Origin of the sequence: Pontibacter litorisediminis, from assembly GCF_029360645.1 — a bacterium.
GTDB lineage: Bacteria > Bacteroidota > Bacteroidia > Cytophagales > Hymenobacteraceae > Pontibacter > Pontibacter litorisediminis.
In genome coordinates this window covers 391358-406090 of the sequence record NZ_JARDUA010000002.1, presented here as the reverse complement: position 1 = coordinate 406090, position 14733 = coordinate 391358, and the positions used below count along the sequence as shown (strand labels likewise).

General features: G+C 55.5%; 11 protein-coding genes. 5 read left to right on the top strand and 6 right to left on the bottom strand.

The window, feature by feature from the left end:
- Nucleotides 1–12 precede the first annotated feature (12 nt).
- The gene (gene hemN / locus PXG97_RS07995) at nucleotides 13–1389 is read right to left on the bottom strand and encodes an oxygen-independent coproporphyrinogen III oxidase (protein WP_276497228.1); all 1377 of its coding nucleotides are present in this window, start codon (nucleotides 1387–1389) and stop codon (nucleotides 13–15) included.
- A 156-nt stretch (nucleotides 1390–1545) separates the two neighbouring features.
- On the opposite strand from hemN, the gene PXG97_RS07990 reads away from it, so the two are divergent.
- Both PXG97_RS07990 and PXG97_RS07985 read left to right on the top strand, forming a co-directional pair.
- Complete coding sequence (locus tag PXG97_RS07990; protein ID WP_276497227.1) at nucleotides 1546–2664, top strand: alanine racemase; 1119 nt, start codon at nucleotides 1546–1548, stop codon at nucleotides 2662–2664.
- Nucleotides 2665–2718: 54 nt separating this feature from the next.
- Entirely contained in the window at nucleotides 2719–3540 is an 822-nt protein-coding gene (locus tag PXG97_RS07985; RefSeq protein WP_276497226.1) for a glycoside hydrolase family 25 protein, read from the top strand.
- Between the two features lie 113 nt (nucleotides 3541–3653).
- Here the strand turns inward: PXG97_RS07985 and PXG97_RS07980 are convergent, their stop codons facing one another.
- Both PXG97_RS07980 and PXG97_RS07975 read right to left on the bottom strand, forming a co-directional pair.
- Nucleotides 3654–4685: a hypothetical protein gene (locus PXG97_RS07980; protein ID WP_276497225.1), complete on the bottom strand. Its 1032-nt coding sequence runs from the start codon at nucleotides 4683–4685 to the stop codon at nucleotides 3654–3656.
- 82 nt (nucleotides 4686–4767) lie between these two features.
- On the bottom strand, nucleotides 4768–6567 hold the full coding sequence (locus tag PXG97_RS07975; protein WP_276497224.1) for a glycosyltransferase: 1800 nt from the start codon (nucleotides 6565–6567) through the stop codon (nucleotides 4768–4770).
- A gap of 222 nt (nucleotides 6568–6789) precedes the next feature.
- Between PXG97_RS07975 and PXG97_RS07970 the strand changes: the two genes are divergently transcribed.
- The 3 genes from PXG97_RS07970 (at nucleotide 6790) to PXG97_RS07960 (ending at nucleotide 9854) form a co-directional block, all read left to right on the top strand.
- Nucleotides 6790–8109 (top strand): glycoside hydrolase family 2 TIM barrel-domain containing protein, encoded by a 1320-nt coding sequence (locus PXG97_RS07970; protein WP_276497223.1) that lies wholly within the window; start codon nucleotides 6790–6792, stop codon nucleotides 8107–8109.
- A 238-nt stretch (nucleotides 8110–8347) separates the two neighbouring features.
- A complete protein-coding gene (locus PXG97_RS07965) occupies nucleotides 8348–9103 on the top strand; it encodes a nucleotidyltransferase (RefSeq protein WP_276497222.1) in 756 nt (251 codons plus the stop codon).
- Nucleotides 9104–9110: 7 nt separating this feature from the next.
- Nucleotides 9111–9854, top strand: a complete 744-nt coding sequence (locus PXG97_RS07960) for a metallophosphoesterase family protein (protein WP_276497221.1) — start codon at nucleotides 9111–9113, stop codon at nucleotides 9852–9854.
- Between the two features lie 212 nt (nucleotides 9855–10066).
- Here the strand turns inward: PXG97_RS07960 and PXG97_RS07955 are convergent, their stop codons facing one another.
- The 3 genes from PXG97_RS07955 to PXG97_RS07945 form a co-directional block, all read right to left on the bottom strand.
- Nucleotides 10067–10327 carry an acyl carrier protein gene (locus PXG97_RS07955; RefSeq protein WP_276497220.1) on the bottom strand — a complete coding sequence of 87 codons (261 nt, stop codon included), beginning with the start codon at nucleotides 10325–10327 and terminating at the stop codon, nucleotides 10067–10069.
- A gap of 136 nt (nucleotides 10328–10463) precedes the next feature.
- Nucleotides 10464–13643 (bottom strand): efflux RND transporter permease subunit, encoded by a 3180-nt coding sequence (locus tag PXG97_RS07950; RefSeq protein ID WP_276497219.1) that lies wholly within the window; start codon nucleotides 13641–13643, stop codon nucleotides 10464–10466.
- Between the two features lie 28 nt (nucleotides 13644–13671).
- Nucleotides 13672–14727, bottom strand: coding sequence for an efflux RND transporter periplasmic adaptor subunit (locus PXG97_RS07945; protein WP_276497218.1), 1056 nt, complete (start codon nucleotides 14725–14727; stop codon nucleotides 13672–13674).
- Nucleotides 14728–14733 lie beyond the last annotated feature (6 nt).

Below are 14733 nucleotides of genomic sequence, written 5' to 3'. Positions count from 1 at the left end.
TCCCAAAAGTCTTTATACAGATTTGCTGAACACCGGTGTAGTGGGCCTTGCCTCCCACAGCCTGGCATCAAAGCACATGGCGATGTTGCGCAGGAAAGGCCGCCCAGCCTCCAGCACCTGAATGTCATGGTTGGTATACTCCAGCAGGCCGTCCTCTTCCAGGGGCTGCAGGCGGATGAGGGCATCCACAAAGTATGGCAGTTCTTCCTCGGTCCAGGTGGTGGACAGGCGGCACATCAGGTTCAGGATATGCCTGCGGATGATCAGGTCCTCTTCCGTCAGCTCGTGTCCTTTCAGCAGCGGCAGCACTTCCGTTTCAATAGCCGCCTCGTAGGCCTCTACCTCTTTGATGTTTTGCATAAAGGCCGTGCCCGTGTCGGAGATGCTGGAGCAGCCGAGGCCAATGAGCAGCTCGGTGTGGCGCGGCGTATAGCCCATAAAATTACGGTGCAGGGTGCCGTTCTGGGCGGCAAGGTAGAGCTCATCCTCTGGAAGGGCGAAATGGTCCAGGCCAATCTCTATGTAGCCGGCTTCCTCCAGCATGGTGCGGCCCATTTCGTACAGGCCCCGCTTTTCGGCCGGCTCAGGCAAGTCTGCCTCAGAGTAGCGGCGCTGCGCCTTGCTTTTCCAGGGCACGTGGGCATAGCTGTAGAAGGCGATACGCTCCGGGCGCAGCTCCTTCACTTTCTCAATGGTATGGCGCACGCAATCCGCGTTCTGGAACGGCAAGCCATAAATAATATCCGCGTTAATGGAAGTATAACCAATGGCACGGGCCACGTCAAATGTTTCTTTGGTACGCTCAAAGGTCTGCATGCGGTTGATCACAAACTGCACACGCGGGTCAAAATCCTGAATGCCCACGCTCAGCCTTCTGAAGCCCAGGTCGTAAAGCACCTGCAGCTGCTCGGCATTGGTGGCGTTGGGGTGCACCTCTATACTGAAGGCGGCATTTGGCGTCACATCGGCCTTCGCCAGGATGGTCTCCAGCAGTGTTTTCAGGTTTTCGGCGCTGAAGAAGGTTGGCGTGCCACCGCCCAGGTGCAGCTCCGTGATACGCGGCTTCTCCTCAAACTCGGCCACGTACATCTCCCACTCTTGGATGATGGCCGCCAGGTAGGGCTCCTCCACCGCGTGGTTTTTGGTGATGCGCTTGTTGCAGCCGCAGTAGGTGCAGAGGTTCTCGCAGAACGGCAGGTGCAAGTATAAACTGATGCCTTCGGTGCTGTTGGTCTTGCGGAAGGCCTGCTTCACATGCTGCAGCCACTGCGCCTGCGTCAGGGGCTTCTCATCCCAGTACGGCACGGTGGGGTAGCTGGTATAACGTGGCGATGGCACATCATACTTGGCTAGCAGTTCGGCAGGTGTTGTTTTCAGTACGTCTTGCATGGTAGTTCTCCTCTTCAACTTTATTCAAGGCAAAGGTCCGCAGTACCGGCCGCCCCGGAAATGATAATTGTCACCTTAAAGCATAACAAGGGGTGATTCTTTACCAGATTATCCCTAATTTCACATGATTTGCTACTTTTTGTACACTTTATACCTATGAAGATTACGTCACCAACACTACTTATAGATAAGCAGAAAGCGTTGCACAACATCAGCCGCATGGTAGAGAAGGCCAGGCAGAACGGGGTGCGGCTACGCCCGCATTTCAAAACGCACCAGTCGGCGCAGGTGGGGGAGTGGTTTCGTGCCTATGGTGTGGAGGCGATCACCGTCTCATCGGTGCGCATGGCCCGCTACTTCGCCAGCCACGGCTGGAACGACATCATGATCGCCTTCCCGGCCAACGTGCTGGAGCTGGAAAGTATAAACGAGCTGGCCTCGCGCGTAAAGCTGCACCTGGTGGCCGTAAACCAGGAGACGGTGATGGCGCTGGCCAAAGGATTACGGTACCCCGTGCAGCTGTCGCTGAAGATAGACACCGGCTATCGCCGCACCGGCATCCTGGCCACTAACTATGCCGAGGTGGATGCCATCATGCAACTCATCCGGGAACAGGACAAGCTGCAGTTCGCCGGCTTTGTGGTGCACGACGGCCATACGTACAAGCAAACCGATGCGGACGCCATACAATCCATTTTCAATACCTCCGTGTACCAGCTGCGCCTCCTGCGCATGCGCTACAAGTCAAAGCACCCGAACCTGCAGCTCTCCATCGGCGACACGCCATCCTGCAGCATCCTGGAGTCGCTGGACGGTGTGGACGAGATTCGCCCCGGTAACTTCGTGTTTTACGACCTCACGCAGCAGCGCATTGGCTCCTGTGCCTTTGAGGATATAGCCGTTTGTATGGCCTGCCCGGTAGTGGCCAAGCACCCTGACCGCGGCGAGATCATCATTTACGGGGGCAGCGTGCACTTCTCGAAGGATGTGATTCTGCAGGAGGATGCCTCCACCATTTACGGCCGCGTGGTGGCGCTGACGGAGAAAGGTTGGTCTGCCCCGCTGGAAGGCATCGAGGTGGTGTCGCTGTCGCAGGAGCATGGCATCGTGAAGGCCTCGCCAGAGCATTTCGACAAGTATAACATCGGGGACTTGATGGGCGTGCTGACGGTGCACTCCTGCCTCACGGCAAACCTGATGCAAGGCTACCTGACGACGGAAGGCGAGCCAATCGAGCACCTGACGGGCCTGCCGCAGCGGGAGTTTGCTTCTTAAGCAGCATGGAGCTGGTAAATTAGTTTTGGCTTTATACTTTTGCAGGGAAGAGCTATGGCCACCACGACCAAACCACCCATCAAGAAAGCACCTGTTGCGAAACCGCCCGTCAAAAGGCTTGCGAAGCCACGGCAGCCGCGTAAGAAGCAGCGGTCTGGTGGTGTGCCCACGCGTTTTTGGTTAGGATTGGCCGCTCTGGCGGGCATCGCCCTGCTGGTGCTGTATGTGGAGTACTTCGTGGTGAAGCCCACACCTGTGTGGCCGGAGGGGCATACCATTTACGGGGTGGACGTTAGCCACTACCAGAAAGAGATTGAGTGGCCCAAGGTGCGGGAGAGCGAGATCACCTTTGCGTTCGTGAAAGCCACGGAGGGAATTTCATTAAGGGACAGGAAGTTTGAGCAGAACTGGGCCGGGGCGGCTGAGGCCGGCATCATCCGGGGGGCCTACCATTTCTACCTGCCTTACCTGGACCCGGAGAAACAGGCAAAGAACTTTACCGCAGCCGTAGAGCTGCAGAGCGGCGACCTGCCGCCGGTGCTGGACGTGGAGGTGCGCGGCCGCAAGCCTATCGCGCAGCTGCGCAAAGACCTGAAAGTATGGCTGGATCACGTGGAGAACGCCTACGGCACCAAGCCTATCATCTACACGGGCTATTCCTTTTACAAAGATTACCTGCAGGGGCATTTCGATAGCTATCCGCTCTGGATCGCGCATTACGATGTGCCAAAGTTAAATTTAGAAAAGAGTAACACACGCAAGTTGGCATTTTGGCAGCACACCGATAATGGCGCCATCGAGGGCATTAGCACCTCCGTGGACTGCAACGTGTTCTACGGCAGTATGCGGGAGTTGAAAAGTGTCTGTATACCCTAAGAAATATGGCCTGCTGTCGGGGTAGAAACAGCTGCCAAGAAGAGGGGAAAGTGTCATTAATGAAAAAAGCGCAGCCTGTACGGCTGCGCTTTTTTCATTAATGCAGAGTGGGGTTAGAACCTGTCGTAGCCTCTCTCATCGCGGTCACGGTCCCAGGTGCGGGTGCGGTTACGGCTGCTCATATAACTGCTGCTATCGCCCCTGCCGCCGCTGAAGCTGCGGTTGGGGTTATAGTCATAGTCGCTGTCGCGGTGCTGGATGCGGGTATTCTCCCGGTCGCGGGCGTAGGTGTCATTCGGATACTCGCGTCCGCGGCCTCCTGTAAAGCCGCCCATGTCGTCATTCCGGTCATAGGGGTTGTTGTAGTGCGTGTCACTGTTGCCGCGGCTGTAGCTGCCCATAGAGCCATAGTTGCCAGAGCCGTAATCGCGGTCGGAGTCGCGGTTATAGCTGCCGCCCATGTAGCTGCCCTGCGAAGACGATCTGCCGGAGCTCATGCGCCCGCTGGAGTCCCTGTCCGAATCAGATGAACTGCGATAGCTGCCGCTGCCTTGGTTATAGTTGTCCCGGTCGAAGTCGTAGCGGCCCTGGCTAGAGCCCTGGAACCTCCTCGACACATCGGAACTGGAGCCGTACAGGCTGGAGTCGCTGTCGTTTCTGAAGGCAGATCCGTGGCTGTCATAGTCGCTTTCGTAACCATGGCTGCGCTGCCCGCCTTGGCCATAGTTGCCGGGGCTGTAGTTTATGCTGCGGCTCGGGCTGCTCTGGAAGCTTTGTCTGCCTTCGTCCGGCGAGCCCATGCCGCTATAATAGTTGTAGCCGCTTTCCTGCCGGTGTTGTCCGCCTCTGGATGAGCCAAAGCCCTGCGCACCGCCATAGCTGCCCATGTTGCCATAGTTGCGGGAGGTACTGTAAGTGTCGTACAGGCCTTGGTTGCTGGTGTTGCGGGAGCCTCCCATTTCGTTGCCCTGGTTGCCCCAGGTGCCGGTATGGCCTTCGTTGCCGTAGCCGCCTCGGGCCGAGGAGCCGTAGTCATCAAAATGGTAGCTGCTGTCTCTCTCCGGATGTCTGTAGCGCTCAGAGCGGTGTGTCTGGAACCCTCTGTTTTCGTCTCTGTCGGAGCGATCGAAATAATTTGAATTCATAGCTTAATGGTTTTGGTGTTAAAAGCAATTTCGTACTCTACTCTTAACGAAGAGAGGCGGCAGGGGTTGAGCTAATTCCGTTTTACCGCTTGCTGGATTGCTGATCCGGCAACGGTAGAATCTGCGCCGTTGGGGCAGCCGCCGCAGGAGCATCCTTGGCCATATTCCGGTTCCAGAAGTGCATCAACTCATCCTTGCCAAAGATAAAGCTGACAGAAACCACCGTGGCCAGCAGCACCATGGCCACGGCCACCTGGCGGATGCCATCGTAAAAGCCATGCCGGGTGCGCCACACCGCGTAGCGCAGCGGCATAATGAGGGGCTGCAGCAGCGAGGCGTGCAGCAGATAGCGGCGCACCCACTCCATAAAGCGCTCCTGCCCGATGACCACAATGCTGCCCAAAATCGTCACGTTGGTGAGCGTGAACAGTGCCATCATCTGCACATAGGGGTTGTCGTACAGGTGCCCGTACTCGAGCTGGGTGTAAGCAATGGCCCCGAAACAGGCTAGTATCACCAGAAAGTTGGGCAGGCTCAGCAGGTAGTTGTTCTTGGGTTTATCATCTTTAGGGGTCGGGATGTAAGGCACCTTGATGCGCAGGATGGAGTAGATGAAACCCAGCAGGAATACCCACCAGGTGCCGGTGCGCAGTATCCCCCCGAACAGGTGAAAGCCTTTTTCATTTTTCTCCTGGTACCAGCGCTGCGCAAATTGCCGGATGCAGATAGAGATACAGAAGAACGGCGCAAACATCACCACAAACTCACCCAGCGATACATACCAAGGGAACTCCACCAGCACCAGCGCCAGCAGCGGGATCAGGAAATCGATGAGGTTAAAGACGCCGAACAGGTAGTAGAGCGGCAGCGTGAAGTAGTGGATCTTCTGGCGCAGCGTAAATTGCCGGAAGAGCCTGGGGTACACCATAAAGAGGAGCTCGAAGGTGCCGCGCGCCCATTTTATCTGCTGTTTGTAGTAGGCGGCCAGGGTGCCCGGCACCAAGCCCCGGCTCAGCATCTTCGGCACGTACTTCGATTTCCAGCCTTTGGCGTGCAGTTGCATGGCCGTGTGCATGTCCTCGGCCAGGCCTGCCGCGTGCCCGCCAATGCTGTCGAGGGCCTTGCGGCGGAAGGTACAGTTGGCCCCGATAGCCTGCACCGTGCCGTAGCTGTTCATACCCATCATCATAGGCCCGTAAAAGCTGTAGGTCTGCTCTGCCGCGCCATAGGCGACTAAACTTTCTTTCTGGTTGCTGTAGCCCTGCACCACCTGCACGAAGCCCACCTCCGGGTCCTCAAAGTAGGGCAGCACCTCATCCAGAAACTCCGGCACCGGCACATGGTCCGGGTCAAGTATAAGGCAGATGTCGCCGGTGGCCTGCTTCAGGGCGTTGTTGATGTTGCCTGCTTTGGCGTTTATCTTCTCGGTGCGGGTCACGTGCACCACGCCCAGTCGCTCACACGCCGCCTTCAAAACCGGGTCATCGCCCTCGTCGCAGAGGTAGGCGGTGTGCGGGTAGCGGATGCGCTGTATCGCCTCCAGCGTGTTGATGACCATGCTGTGCGGCTCGCCGGGGCAGTAGGTGGTCAGGATATCCACAGTAAAGTTCGTGCGCAGCTCAGGTTTCTCAGGGATGCCCACGGCGTAGTAGTGGTACCACTCGTGCAGCGTGCGCAGCAGCTTAAAACCCAGCGCCGTGGTCAGGAGCCAGTAAAGCGGCTCGTAACCGATGTGGTCTTCATCGATGAACCAGTACAGGAAGAGCCCCATCGTAATCAGGCCCATCCAAATCATGAACCGGACGGTGAGCACATCCCGCCGGAGCAGTGACGGTTCTTCGGGAGAAGTGGTAGTAGGAGTAGTGGAGTAAAGTCGTTGCATGGAGAACCTCTGCTTAAAGGTATAAATGTGAAGCTACGGGTGAATGTTGTGCTAAAAAATACTGCTATAGCGCTATCTGAGAATGTAGTTATATTACTTTGTTCAGGCCTTTATACTTGAAACAAGCAGAAATGTTCTGCGTAAACCCCTGCGTTTGGGTGGGTAAAACCTATCCTCCCACTGCAAACTTAGACGCACTACATCCTATACCACTTTCTGCCCATGAGGCTCCTACCCTATATCATCCTGTACCTTATGTTAAGCCAGCTGCTCCTGGCCTGCGGCGGCGGCACCGATCTTGCCGAAAAGTATAAACCCAGGGGGCGCCAGGTAGAGGTGGTGAAGAAGGGGGAGAGGTTTGTGCTGATGCGCCACGGGGAGCCATACTTCATAAAAGGGGCCGCCGGCTACGACTACTATGGCCGCCTGCGCAAGTACGGGGGCAACTCGGTACGGGTGTGGCACACGGACGATGCGCAGCAGGTGCTGGACTCTGCCCACGCCCACGGCCTTACAGTTACGCTGGGCCTGTGGATGGCTCGCGAGCGCGAAGGCTTTAACTACTACGACAAAGAACTGGTGGCCCAGCAGCGGGAGGAGTTGCGCGAGGTGGTGCTGAAGTATAAGGACCACCCGGCCCTGCTGATGTGGGGCATCGGCAACGAGCTGTATGCCGACGGCTCCAACGTGAAGGTATGGGATGCCGTGAACGGGATCGCCGAGATGATCCACGAAGTGGACCCAGACCACCCCACCACCACCACCATCATGAACGTCCCCCACAAGATCGTGAACCTGATCGTGAAGCGGGCCCCGGCGCTGGATGTGCTGTCTATCAACTCTTTCGGATCGATGCACAACCTGCCGCAGGAGCTGGCCAAGACCGACTGGAAAGGCCCTTACGTGGTCTCAGAGTTCGGCGCACGCGGCTACTGGGAGTCTTATTATACCTGGTGGATGGCCCCCATTGAGCAGACCAGCTCAGAGAAGGCAGAGTTTGCCCGCCAGCGCTACGAGCAGTCGGTGCTGGCTGACACCAGCCGTTGCCTGGGAGCCTATGTGTTCATGTGGGGCAACAAGCAGGAGACTACCCCGACCTGGTTCAGCCTGATCAATGAGGACGGCGAAGAAACAGCCCTGGTGCACGAGATGCGCCAGCTCTGGGGTGACACCGCTGCCTTAAATAGGCCGCCCTACATCGCTTACCTGACGCTGGATAATAAGTTCGCCTACGACCAGATTTACCTGAAGCCGGGGCAGACCTTTGAGGGGGCCGCCTTTACCTACGACCCGGAGCAGGACTCGCTGCAGGTGCAGTGGGAGGTGCTGCCCGAGTCGGAGGAGCTGGATGGCAACGCCGACAAGCAGGAAAAGCCAAGCCCTGTGGACGGGGCGCTGGTGCGCCAGCAGGACACCAAAGTATGGCTGCACACCCCGCAGAAGGAAGGAGCTTACCGCCTGTACCTCTACCTGCGCGACGGGCAGAACAACCTGGCTACCGCCAATATCCCCTTCTATGTCACTAACAAGCCGCTTAAATAATTGTTCTTTATAAAGTACAATAAACGTATTGACTATAGCCTGTCTTAGGCTAATATAGCTGCTAAACGCAACTATTTGTTCAAAAGCAGGCAACCATCAGGTACCTAAGTTAGTACAATATTGCTACGCTGCCTGGGTGAGCAAACCAAAAACCGGCTGCTCCCAAAGCAGTGCCTACCCTTGCAAGCCGCAGCCTGCCCCGGCGGCTGCTTTACATCAACAATCAGAAACAAACCTAATGGCTAAAGTAATAGAACTACAGGAAGGAATTCACCGCCAGGCTGCGCATGATTTTTACCGCGAGGCCCTTGGCATTATGGCGGAGAGCAACATAGATTTTATGGTAGGGGGAGGCTTTGCCCTGCGCCTCTACACCGACATCATGCGCGATACAAAGGACCTGGACGTGTTCTGCAAGGGGAGCGATACCCCGGCACTGCTCAAGGCTTTCAAGGAAAACGGCTTTGAGACGGAACTGACCGATGTGCGTTGGCTTGCCAAGGCCATCAAAGGCGAGCACTTCATGGACATTATCTTTAACAACCCAGGCAACCACTGCGCCGTGGACGACAGCTGGTTTGAGCGCTCCACCCCAAGCGAGCTGCTGGGCGTGAAGGTGAGGGTCATCCCCGCCGAAACCCTTATCTGGTCGAAGCTGTACGTACAGAACAGGGAGCGCTACGACGGTGCCGACATCAACCACATCATCCTGCGCTACGGCGAGCATCTGGACTGGAAATGGCTGTGGCAGCACATGGAGACGCACTGGCAACTGCTGCTGGCGCAGTTTCTGTCGTTCCAGTTCGTGTATCCTTCAGAGCGGGACATCATTCCGAAATGGCTGGTGGACGAGTTGTTTAAGCGTGCCAAGGATGAACTGGAGATGCCGGCGCCGAAGGAGAAAATCTGCCGGGGCCCGCTGATAGACCAGACGCAGTATAAAATTGACATCACCGAATGGGACTTCAAAGTAGTGACCATTAGATCAGTATAAGAAACACATGGCTACAAAAAAGGAGAAAAAAACCAGGATTGCGGCAGTAGGGGATATACATGTGCGGGAGACGGATCGCGGGAAGTACGAAGAATATTTTAAGAAAGTATCGGAGGAGGCAGATGTGCTGCTCTTGTGCGGCGACCTGACCGATACCGGGCGAACTGCCGAGGCCGAGGTGCTGGCAGAGGAGCTCAAGTCCTGCAGCATTCCGGTTGTGGCCGTGTTGGGCAACCACGACTATGAGCGCGATAACCAGAAAGCCATACGCAAAGTGCTGGTGAAGCAGCATGTGCACATGCTGGACGGCGACAGTGTGGTGATCGGAGACGTTGGCTTTGCCGGCGTGAAGGGTTTTGGCGGCGGCTTTGACAACAGCATGCTGGGCATGTTCGGGGAACCGATGATCAAGCAGTTTGTGCAGGAGGCCGTGGACGAGGCCCTGAAGCTGGACGGCGCCCTATCCCGTATCGACAGCGATAATGTGGAGGTGAAGAAGATAGCGGTGCTGCACTATGCGCCTATCAAGGCCACCGTGATAGGGGAGCCGGAGCAGATATTTCCGTTCCTGGGGTCCTCCAGGCTGGCCGAGCCGATCAACCGCCGCGAGGTTCTGGCTGCCTTCCATGGGCATGCCCATATCGGTACCCTGGAGGGTGAGACCTCCAAAGGCGTTAAGGTATTCAATGTATCCAAGCCCATACTAGTAAAGGAGGGGTATGATCCGCCTTTCTATGTGTTCGAAGTATAAAAACCAACATGAGGAATGTTTAAGGCTTTTCCATCTCTTGACACGGGTATGAGGCGCGAAGGGGCAGAGGCCGTGAGCCAACCCATACATGCGGAGGCGAGCGAGAGCATATAGAGGATAGAGGTGCTGAAGTTGAGAAATAACTTTGCACTAAAATAAAAAGGGAGGCGCAAGTATACTTGTGCCTCCCTTTTTTATATGCATTCCAGTGTTTACCCGGCCTGCTTCATGCTATGCTTGTAAACATAGTTCACAAAGTCATCTACAGTGTAAACCGGCACCTCATCAGGTATGGTGAGCTGGTAGGTTTTCTCCACTTTCAGGATGATGTCCACCACATCTATAATATCAAGCCCCAGCGTGGTCAGGTCACGGACCTTTAGCAAACGGGTAGGGTTAATCTTGGTAACGGAGGTGATGATGTTCACCACTTCGTTCTGGATTGCCTGTGTGTTTAAAGTAACATGTGTCATGGCATAAGTTGGTAAATCTAGTATTTAATTGCCTGCCGGCTTTGCGACTCTGCGTGGTCAAGAAAAGATTGCGAAGGCCAAGAGCCCCCGCAATCTTACCACTAAGCAGTTATCACATGAAAAACAGGAAATTACCTTAGTGCGCGAACTCGTGCGCCATCTTTTTTTCTTCCAGCTCTTTGGTTTCGTGCTCCAGCTCCTCTGCCGTTTTGTCCACCAGCTCGATCTTGGTCTTTTTATCCAGGCCGAACTTGGCAAGGATGCGGTCGAAGCCGTAGTAGATAATCGGCACCACAATCAGTGTCAGGAACATAGAAGAACTCAGACCACCGATCAGGGCCCAGGCCAGGCCATTCTTGGTGGCGGCCACCGAGCCACCTGCCAGCGCAATCGGCAACATACCAATCACCATGGCCAGCGTCGTCATCAGGATCGGGCGGAAACGGATGCGAACCGCCTCTGTCAGGGCCTCCTTCACTTCCACGCCTTCGTCTTTCAGCTTATTCGTAAAGTCCACTACCATAATCGCGTTCTTCGCTACCAGACCGATCATCATGATGATACCCAGGATCGAGAAGATGCTCAGCGACTGTGCAGCCAGCGCCAGGGCTAGCAAGGCACCGATAATCGCCAGCGGAATAGAGAACAGTACCACCAGCGGATACACGTACGAGTCGTACAGCGCCACCATGATCAGGTACACGAAGATGATAGAGGCCAGCAAGGCAATACCCAGCGTACCGAAGCCTTCGCTTTGGTTTTTCAGGTTACCACCGTACTCAATGCTCACCCCGGCTGGTAGCTTCACCTCAGCCACCTTTGCCTGAATGTCGGCACCCACCGAACCGGACGGGCGGCCAATCACCTGCGACTCCACTTTAACAGAGGTCACACGGTTGTAACGCTCAAGCTGCGATGGACCAGTAGCCTGGCGGATATCTGCGAACTGCGCCAGGCGCACCAGTTTGCCCTGGTTGTTCACGAAAGACAGGTTGCCGATGTCAGTCACGCTGCGGCGGTCAAACTCGTCCAGGCGGATGTTGATGTCATAGTCCTCGGTACCGGAGCGGAAGGTAACATCGGAGTTACCGCTGAAGGCAAGTTGCATGCTCGCACCCACGTTCTCCAGCGACAGCCCTACATTGGCCATCTTGTCGCGGTCCACCACTACCTCAATCTCTGGGTTACCACCCTCTACTGACATGTCCACGTCGGCGGTACCCTGCACGCTTTCTGTAATCGTCATCAGCTGCTGGGCAAACGTCATCACAGAGTCCAGGTTAGAGCCAGACACGATGATCTGGATCGGCGCCTGCGAGTTACCCACCAGGCCTACCGGAATCGGCGTCACTTCCACATCCGGGAATTTGCTTTCGATGTCGGCTTTGGCCTGGCGGCTGAACTGGTCGGTGCTGAAGCTACGCTCCTTCACGTCAACCAGCGACACCGACACGTCTGATTTATAAGCCGTGTTCTGGCCTTGCTGTGCCGATGAGGTGGTACCTACCGTGGTAAAAATCCTTTTTACTTCGGGCTTCGTCTGCAGGTATGCTTCTACCTGTTTGGTGGCAAAGTTTGTCTGCTCCACTGTGGCGTTCTTAGGCAGCTCCAGCTGCAAGCTTACTTCACCACGGTCGCCGGCAGGGATAAACTCTGATCCGATGAAACCGAACGGCACCAGCATGAACGAAGCGACCAAAAGCAGGAATGTAACACCCAGCGTAATGAACTTGTGGTTGAACGCCCACTTCAGCGCTGCGGTAAAGCCATCAATGATCCTATCGAGCATGCGCTCGAACGCAAGTATAAACCTGCCGAAAAAGTTTTTGTCTGAGATGTGCTCCAGGCGCGAGAAACGGCTGGCCAGCAGCGGAATCAGCGTGAAAGCCACGAACAGGGAGATCATCGTAGACACAGCCACCACCACGGCAAACTGACGCAGGATGTCGGACACCAGACCTGTAGAAAGGGCGATCGGGATAAACACCACCACGATTACGAGCGTGATAGACGTTACCGTAGCCATAATCTCACGGATACCGTCGTATGCGGCCTGAGCCGGCTTTTTACCCATTTCCATGTGGCGGTGAATGTTCTCGATCACCACAATGGCGTCGTCCACCAGGATACCTACCACCAGCGAGAGCGCCAGCAGCGACATCAGGTTGAGCGAGTAGCCCAGCAGGTACATGGCGATAAAGGTTGCCACCAGGGATGCCGGAATAGAGATCATTACAATCACGGCGTTGCGGAATGAGTGCAGGAACAGCAACATTACCACCGCCACCAGTATCACCGCAATCATCAGGTCATGGATTACCGAATCGGCAGCCTCCAGGGTAAAGTCAGATGAGTCGTTGGCAATCTCGAATTTCAGGCCCTCGGCTGCATACGTTTGCTCCAGCTTGGCAAGCGCCTCTTTCGTCAGGCGGCTAACTTCCACGGCATTGGCGTCAGACTGCTTCTGGATAGTGATACCTACCGAGGCCTTCTGGTTAACGCGCGTCAGCACTTCCACGTCCTTCTGCGTATCCTGTACTTCGGCTACGTCAGATAGACGCACGATACCGTTTGCATCCTCACGAACGATCAGGTTGCGCAGCTGGTCCAGCGACTGGAACTTACCAGCCAGACGGATCTGCGTCTGCCCAGACTCCTGCTTGATCTTACCCGTAGGGAAATCGAGGTTGGAGTTACGTATCTTCTGCTGTACCTGCAGGATAGACAGGTTGTAGGCCTCCAGTTTGTTGGCGTCGATGTTCACCTTGATCTCACGCTCCTGGCCACCCAGTACTTTGATAGCGGCCATACCCGGTATGCGCGACAGCTCCGGCTTGATTTTCTTGTCGATCAGGTCGTAGAACTCAGTGGCCGACAGGTTGGCCGTGGCCCCCATCTTGATGATCGGCAGGTCGTCGAAGTCGAACTTGTTCAGGGTTGGCGCATCGGCATCCTCCGGCAGTTTTGCCAGAATGGTATTGATCTTACGCTGCGCATCCTGCAGGCTTAGATCTACGTCGGTGCCTTGGTTCAGCTGTATGGTGATGATGGAAAAGCTCTCCAGGGAGGTACTGTTCATTTCCTTCACGTTCTCCAGCGACGACAGGGCGTCTTCGATTTCCTTCGTCACAGAGTTCTCCACCTCGTTTGGTGAGGCACCCGGGTAAATGGTACTGATGGTAAGAACCGGCGGGCTGAACTTCGGTAACAGCTCGTAGTTGAGCGATTGGTAGCTGACAAGCCCAAGCAGGGTGAGGACGGTAAACACCACCACCACCAGGGTTGATCGCTGTATCGATAATTTGGTTATATTCATTTCTATACTTTCTCTTTAACAGAAACTATTACTTCAGCACAGACACCTTGATGCCTTCGCGCAGGTTGATCTGGCCGCTCTGCACTACTTTTTCGCCTGGCTGCACACCTTCCAGAACCTCTACCTTGTCTTGTGTTACCACGCCTACTTTTACTTTGCGCGTGTTGGCAACCCCGTTGTTTACCACGTAAACACTTGGGTTCTGAATGCTGCCCACAATGGCTTCACGCGGCAGCAGCATGGCATCACGCTGGTCGGCTACTTCAAAGTAAGCGGTGCCGTACATACCGGCTCTCAGGTTGTTGTTGGCGGCGTTTTGTACTTCCACTTCCACGTCAAACTTCAGGGTAGGGTCGGCTTGGGCGGCAATGGCCGTCACGATGCCTTCATATTCCTGGCCAGCGCCAGCGTTAGCTTTCACCGTTACTTTATCGCCTTTGTTGATCAGCAGCACCTCGCTCTCAGAGGCTTTTACCTTCAGTTTCAGCTTGTCTACGTTCACGATGTCGTACAGCTTCGTGCCCGGGTTCAGGTAAGAGCCAACCTCTACATAGATTTCGTTGATCTCGCCGCTGATAGGGGCTGTAATGCGTGTTTTAGTTAAGCGCTGACGGGCAGCCACCAGCTGGGCCTGCGTAGACTTGGCAGCCAGGCGTGCCTCTTCCAGTTGCCTTTTGGTGATAGCATCACCCTCGGCCAGGTTTTCGAAACGCTCCAGGTCTCGCTTGGCTTTCTCGGCGTTGGTCTGTGCCGTGGCCAGGTCAGCGGCCATGGTGTTGCTCTCTACCTGTACCAGCAGCTCACCGGCTTTTACTTTATCGCCTTTGCGCTTCAGCACCTTGGTTATCTGCCCCTGTGTTTCTGATAACAAGGTCAGGCTCTGGATAGGGGCGAAGTTACCCTGAGCGGTAAAAGACTTGTCTAGCTTCTCCTGCTTTACTTCTGTGATGCGCACCGGAATGGCATCACTCTTAATCTCGGCTACAGCGGCATTGGCGGCCATCTGCTCTTTGTTGCTCATCAGCTTGTAACCAATAGCGCCCAGGGCAACCAATGCAACCAGGATATAAATTACTTTCTTCATGTTCGT

What these genes read in the sequence shown, in the direction of transcription:
- PXG97_RS07975 (WP_276497224.1), bottom strand. Translation starts at nt 6,567, where the DNA reads ATGCAACGACTTTACTCCACTACTCCTACTACCACTTCTCCCGAAGAA.
- PXG97_RS07985 (WP_276497226.1), top strand. Translation starts at nt 2,719, where the DNA reads ATGGCCACCACGACCAAACCACCCATCAAGAAAGCACCTGTTGCGAAA.
- PXG97_RS07980 (WP_276497225.1), bottom strand. Translation starts at nt 4,685, where the DNA reads ATGAATTCAAATTATTTCGATCGCTCCGACAGAGACGAAAACAGAGGG.
- PXG97_RS07990 (WP_276497227.1), top strand. Translation starts at nt 1,546, where the DNA reads ATGAAGATTACGTCACCAACACTACTTATAGATAAGCAGAAAGCGTTG.
- PXG97_RS07945 (WP_276497218.1), bottom strand. Translation starts at nt 14,727, where the DNA reads ATGAAGAAAGTAATTTATATCCTGGTTGCATTGGTTGCCCTGGGCGCT.
- PXG97_RS07970 (WP_276497223.1), top strand. Translation starts at nt 6,790, where the DNA reads ATGAGGCTCCTACCCTATATCATCCTGTACCTTATGTTAAGCCAGCTG.
- hemN (WP_276497228.1), bottom strand. Translation starts at nt 1,389, where the DNA reads ATGCAAGACGTACTGAAAACAACACCTGCCGAACTGCTAGCCAAGTAT.
- PXG97_RS07965 (WP_276497222.1), top strand. Translation starts at nt 8,348, where the DNA reads ATGGCTAAAGTAATAGAACTACAGGAAGGAATTCACCGCCAGGCTGCG.
- PXG97_RS07960 (WP_276497221.1), top strand. Translation starts at nt 9,111, where the DNA reads ATGGCTACAAAAAAGGAGAAAAAAACCAGGATTGCGGCAGTAGGGGAT.
- PXG97_RS07950 (WP_276497219.1), bottom strand. Translation starts at nt 13,643, where the DNA reads ATGAATATAACCAAATTATCGATACAGCGATCAACCCTGGTGGTGGTG.
- PXG97_RS07955 (WP_276497220.1), bottom strand. Translation starts at nt 10,327, where the DNA reads ATGACACATGTTACTTTAAACACACAGGCAATCCAGAACGAAGTGGTG.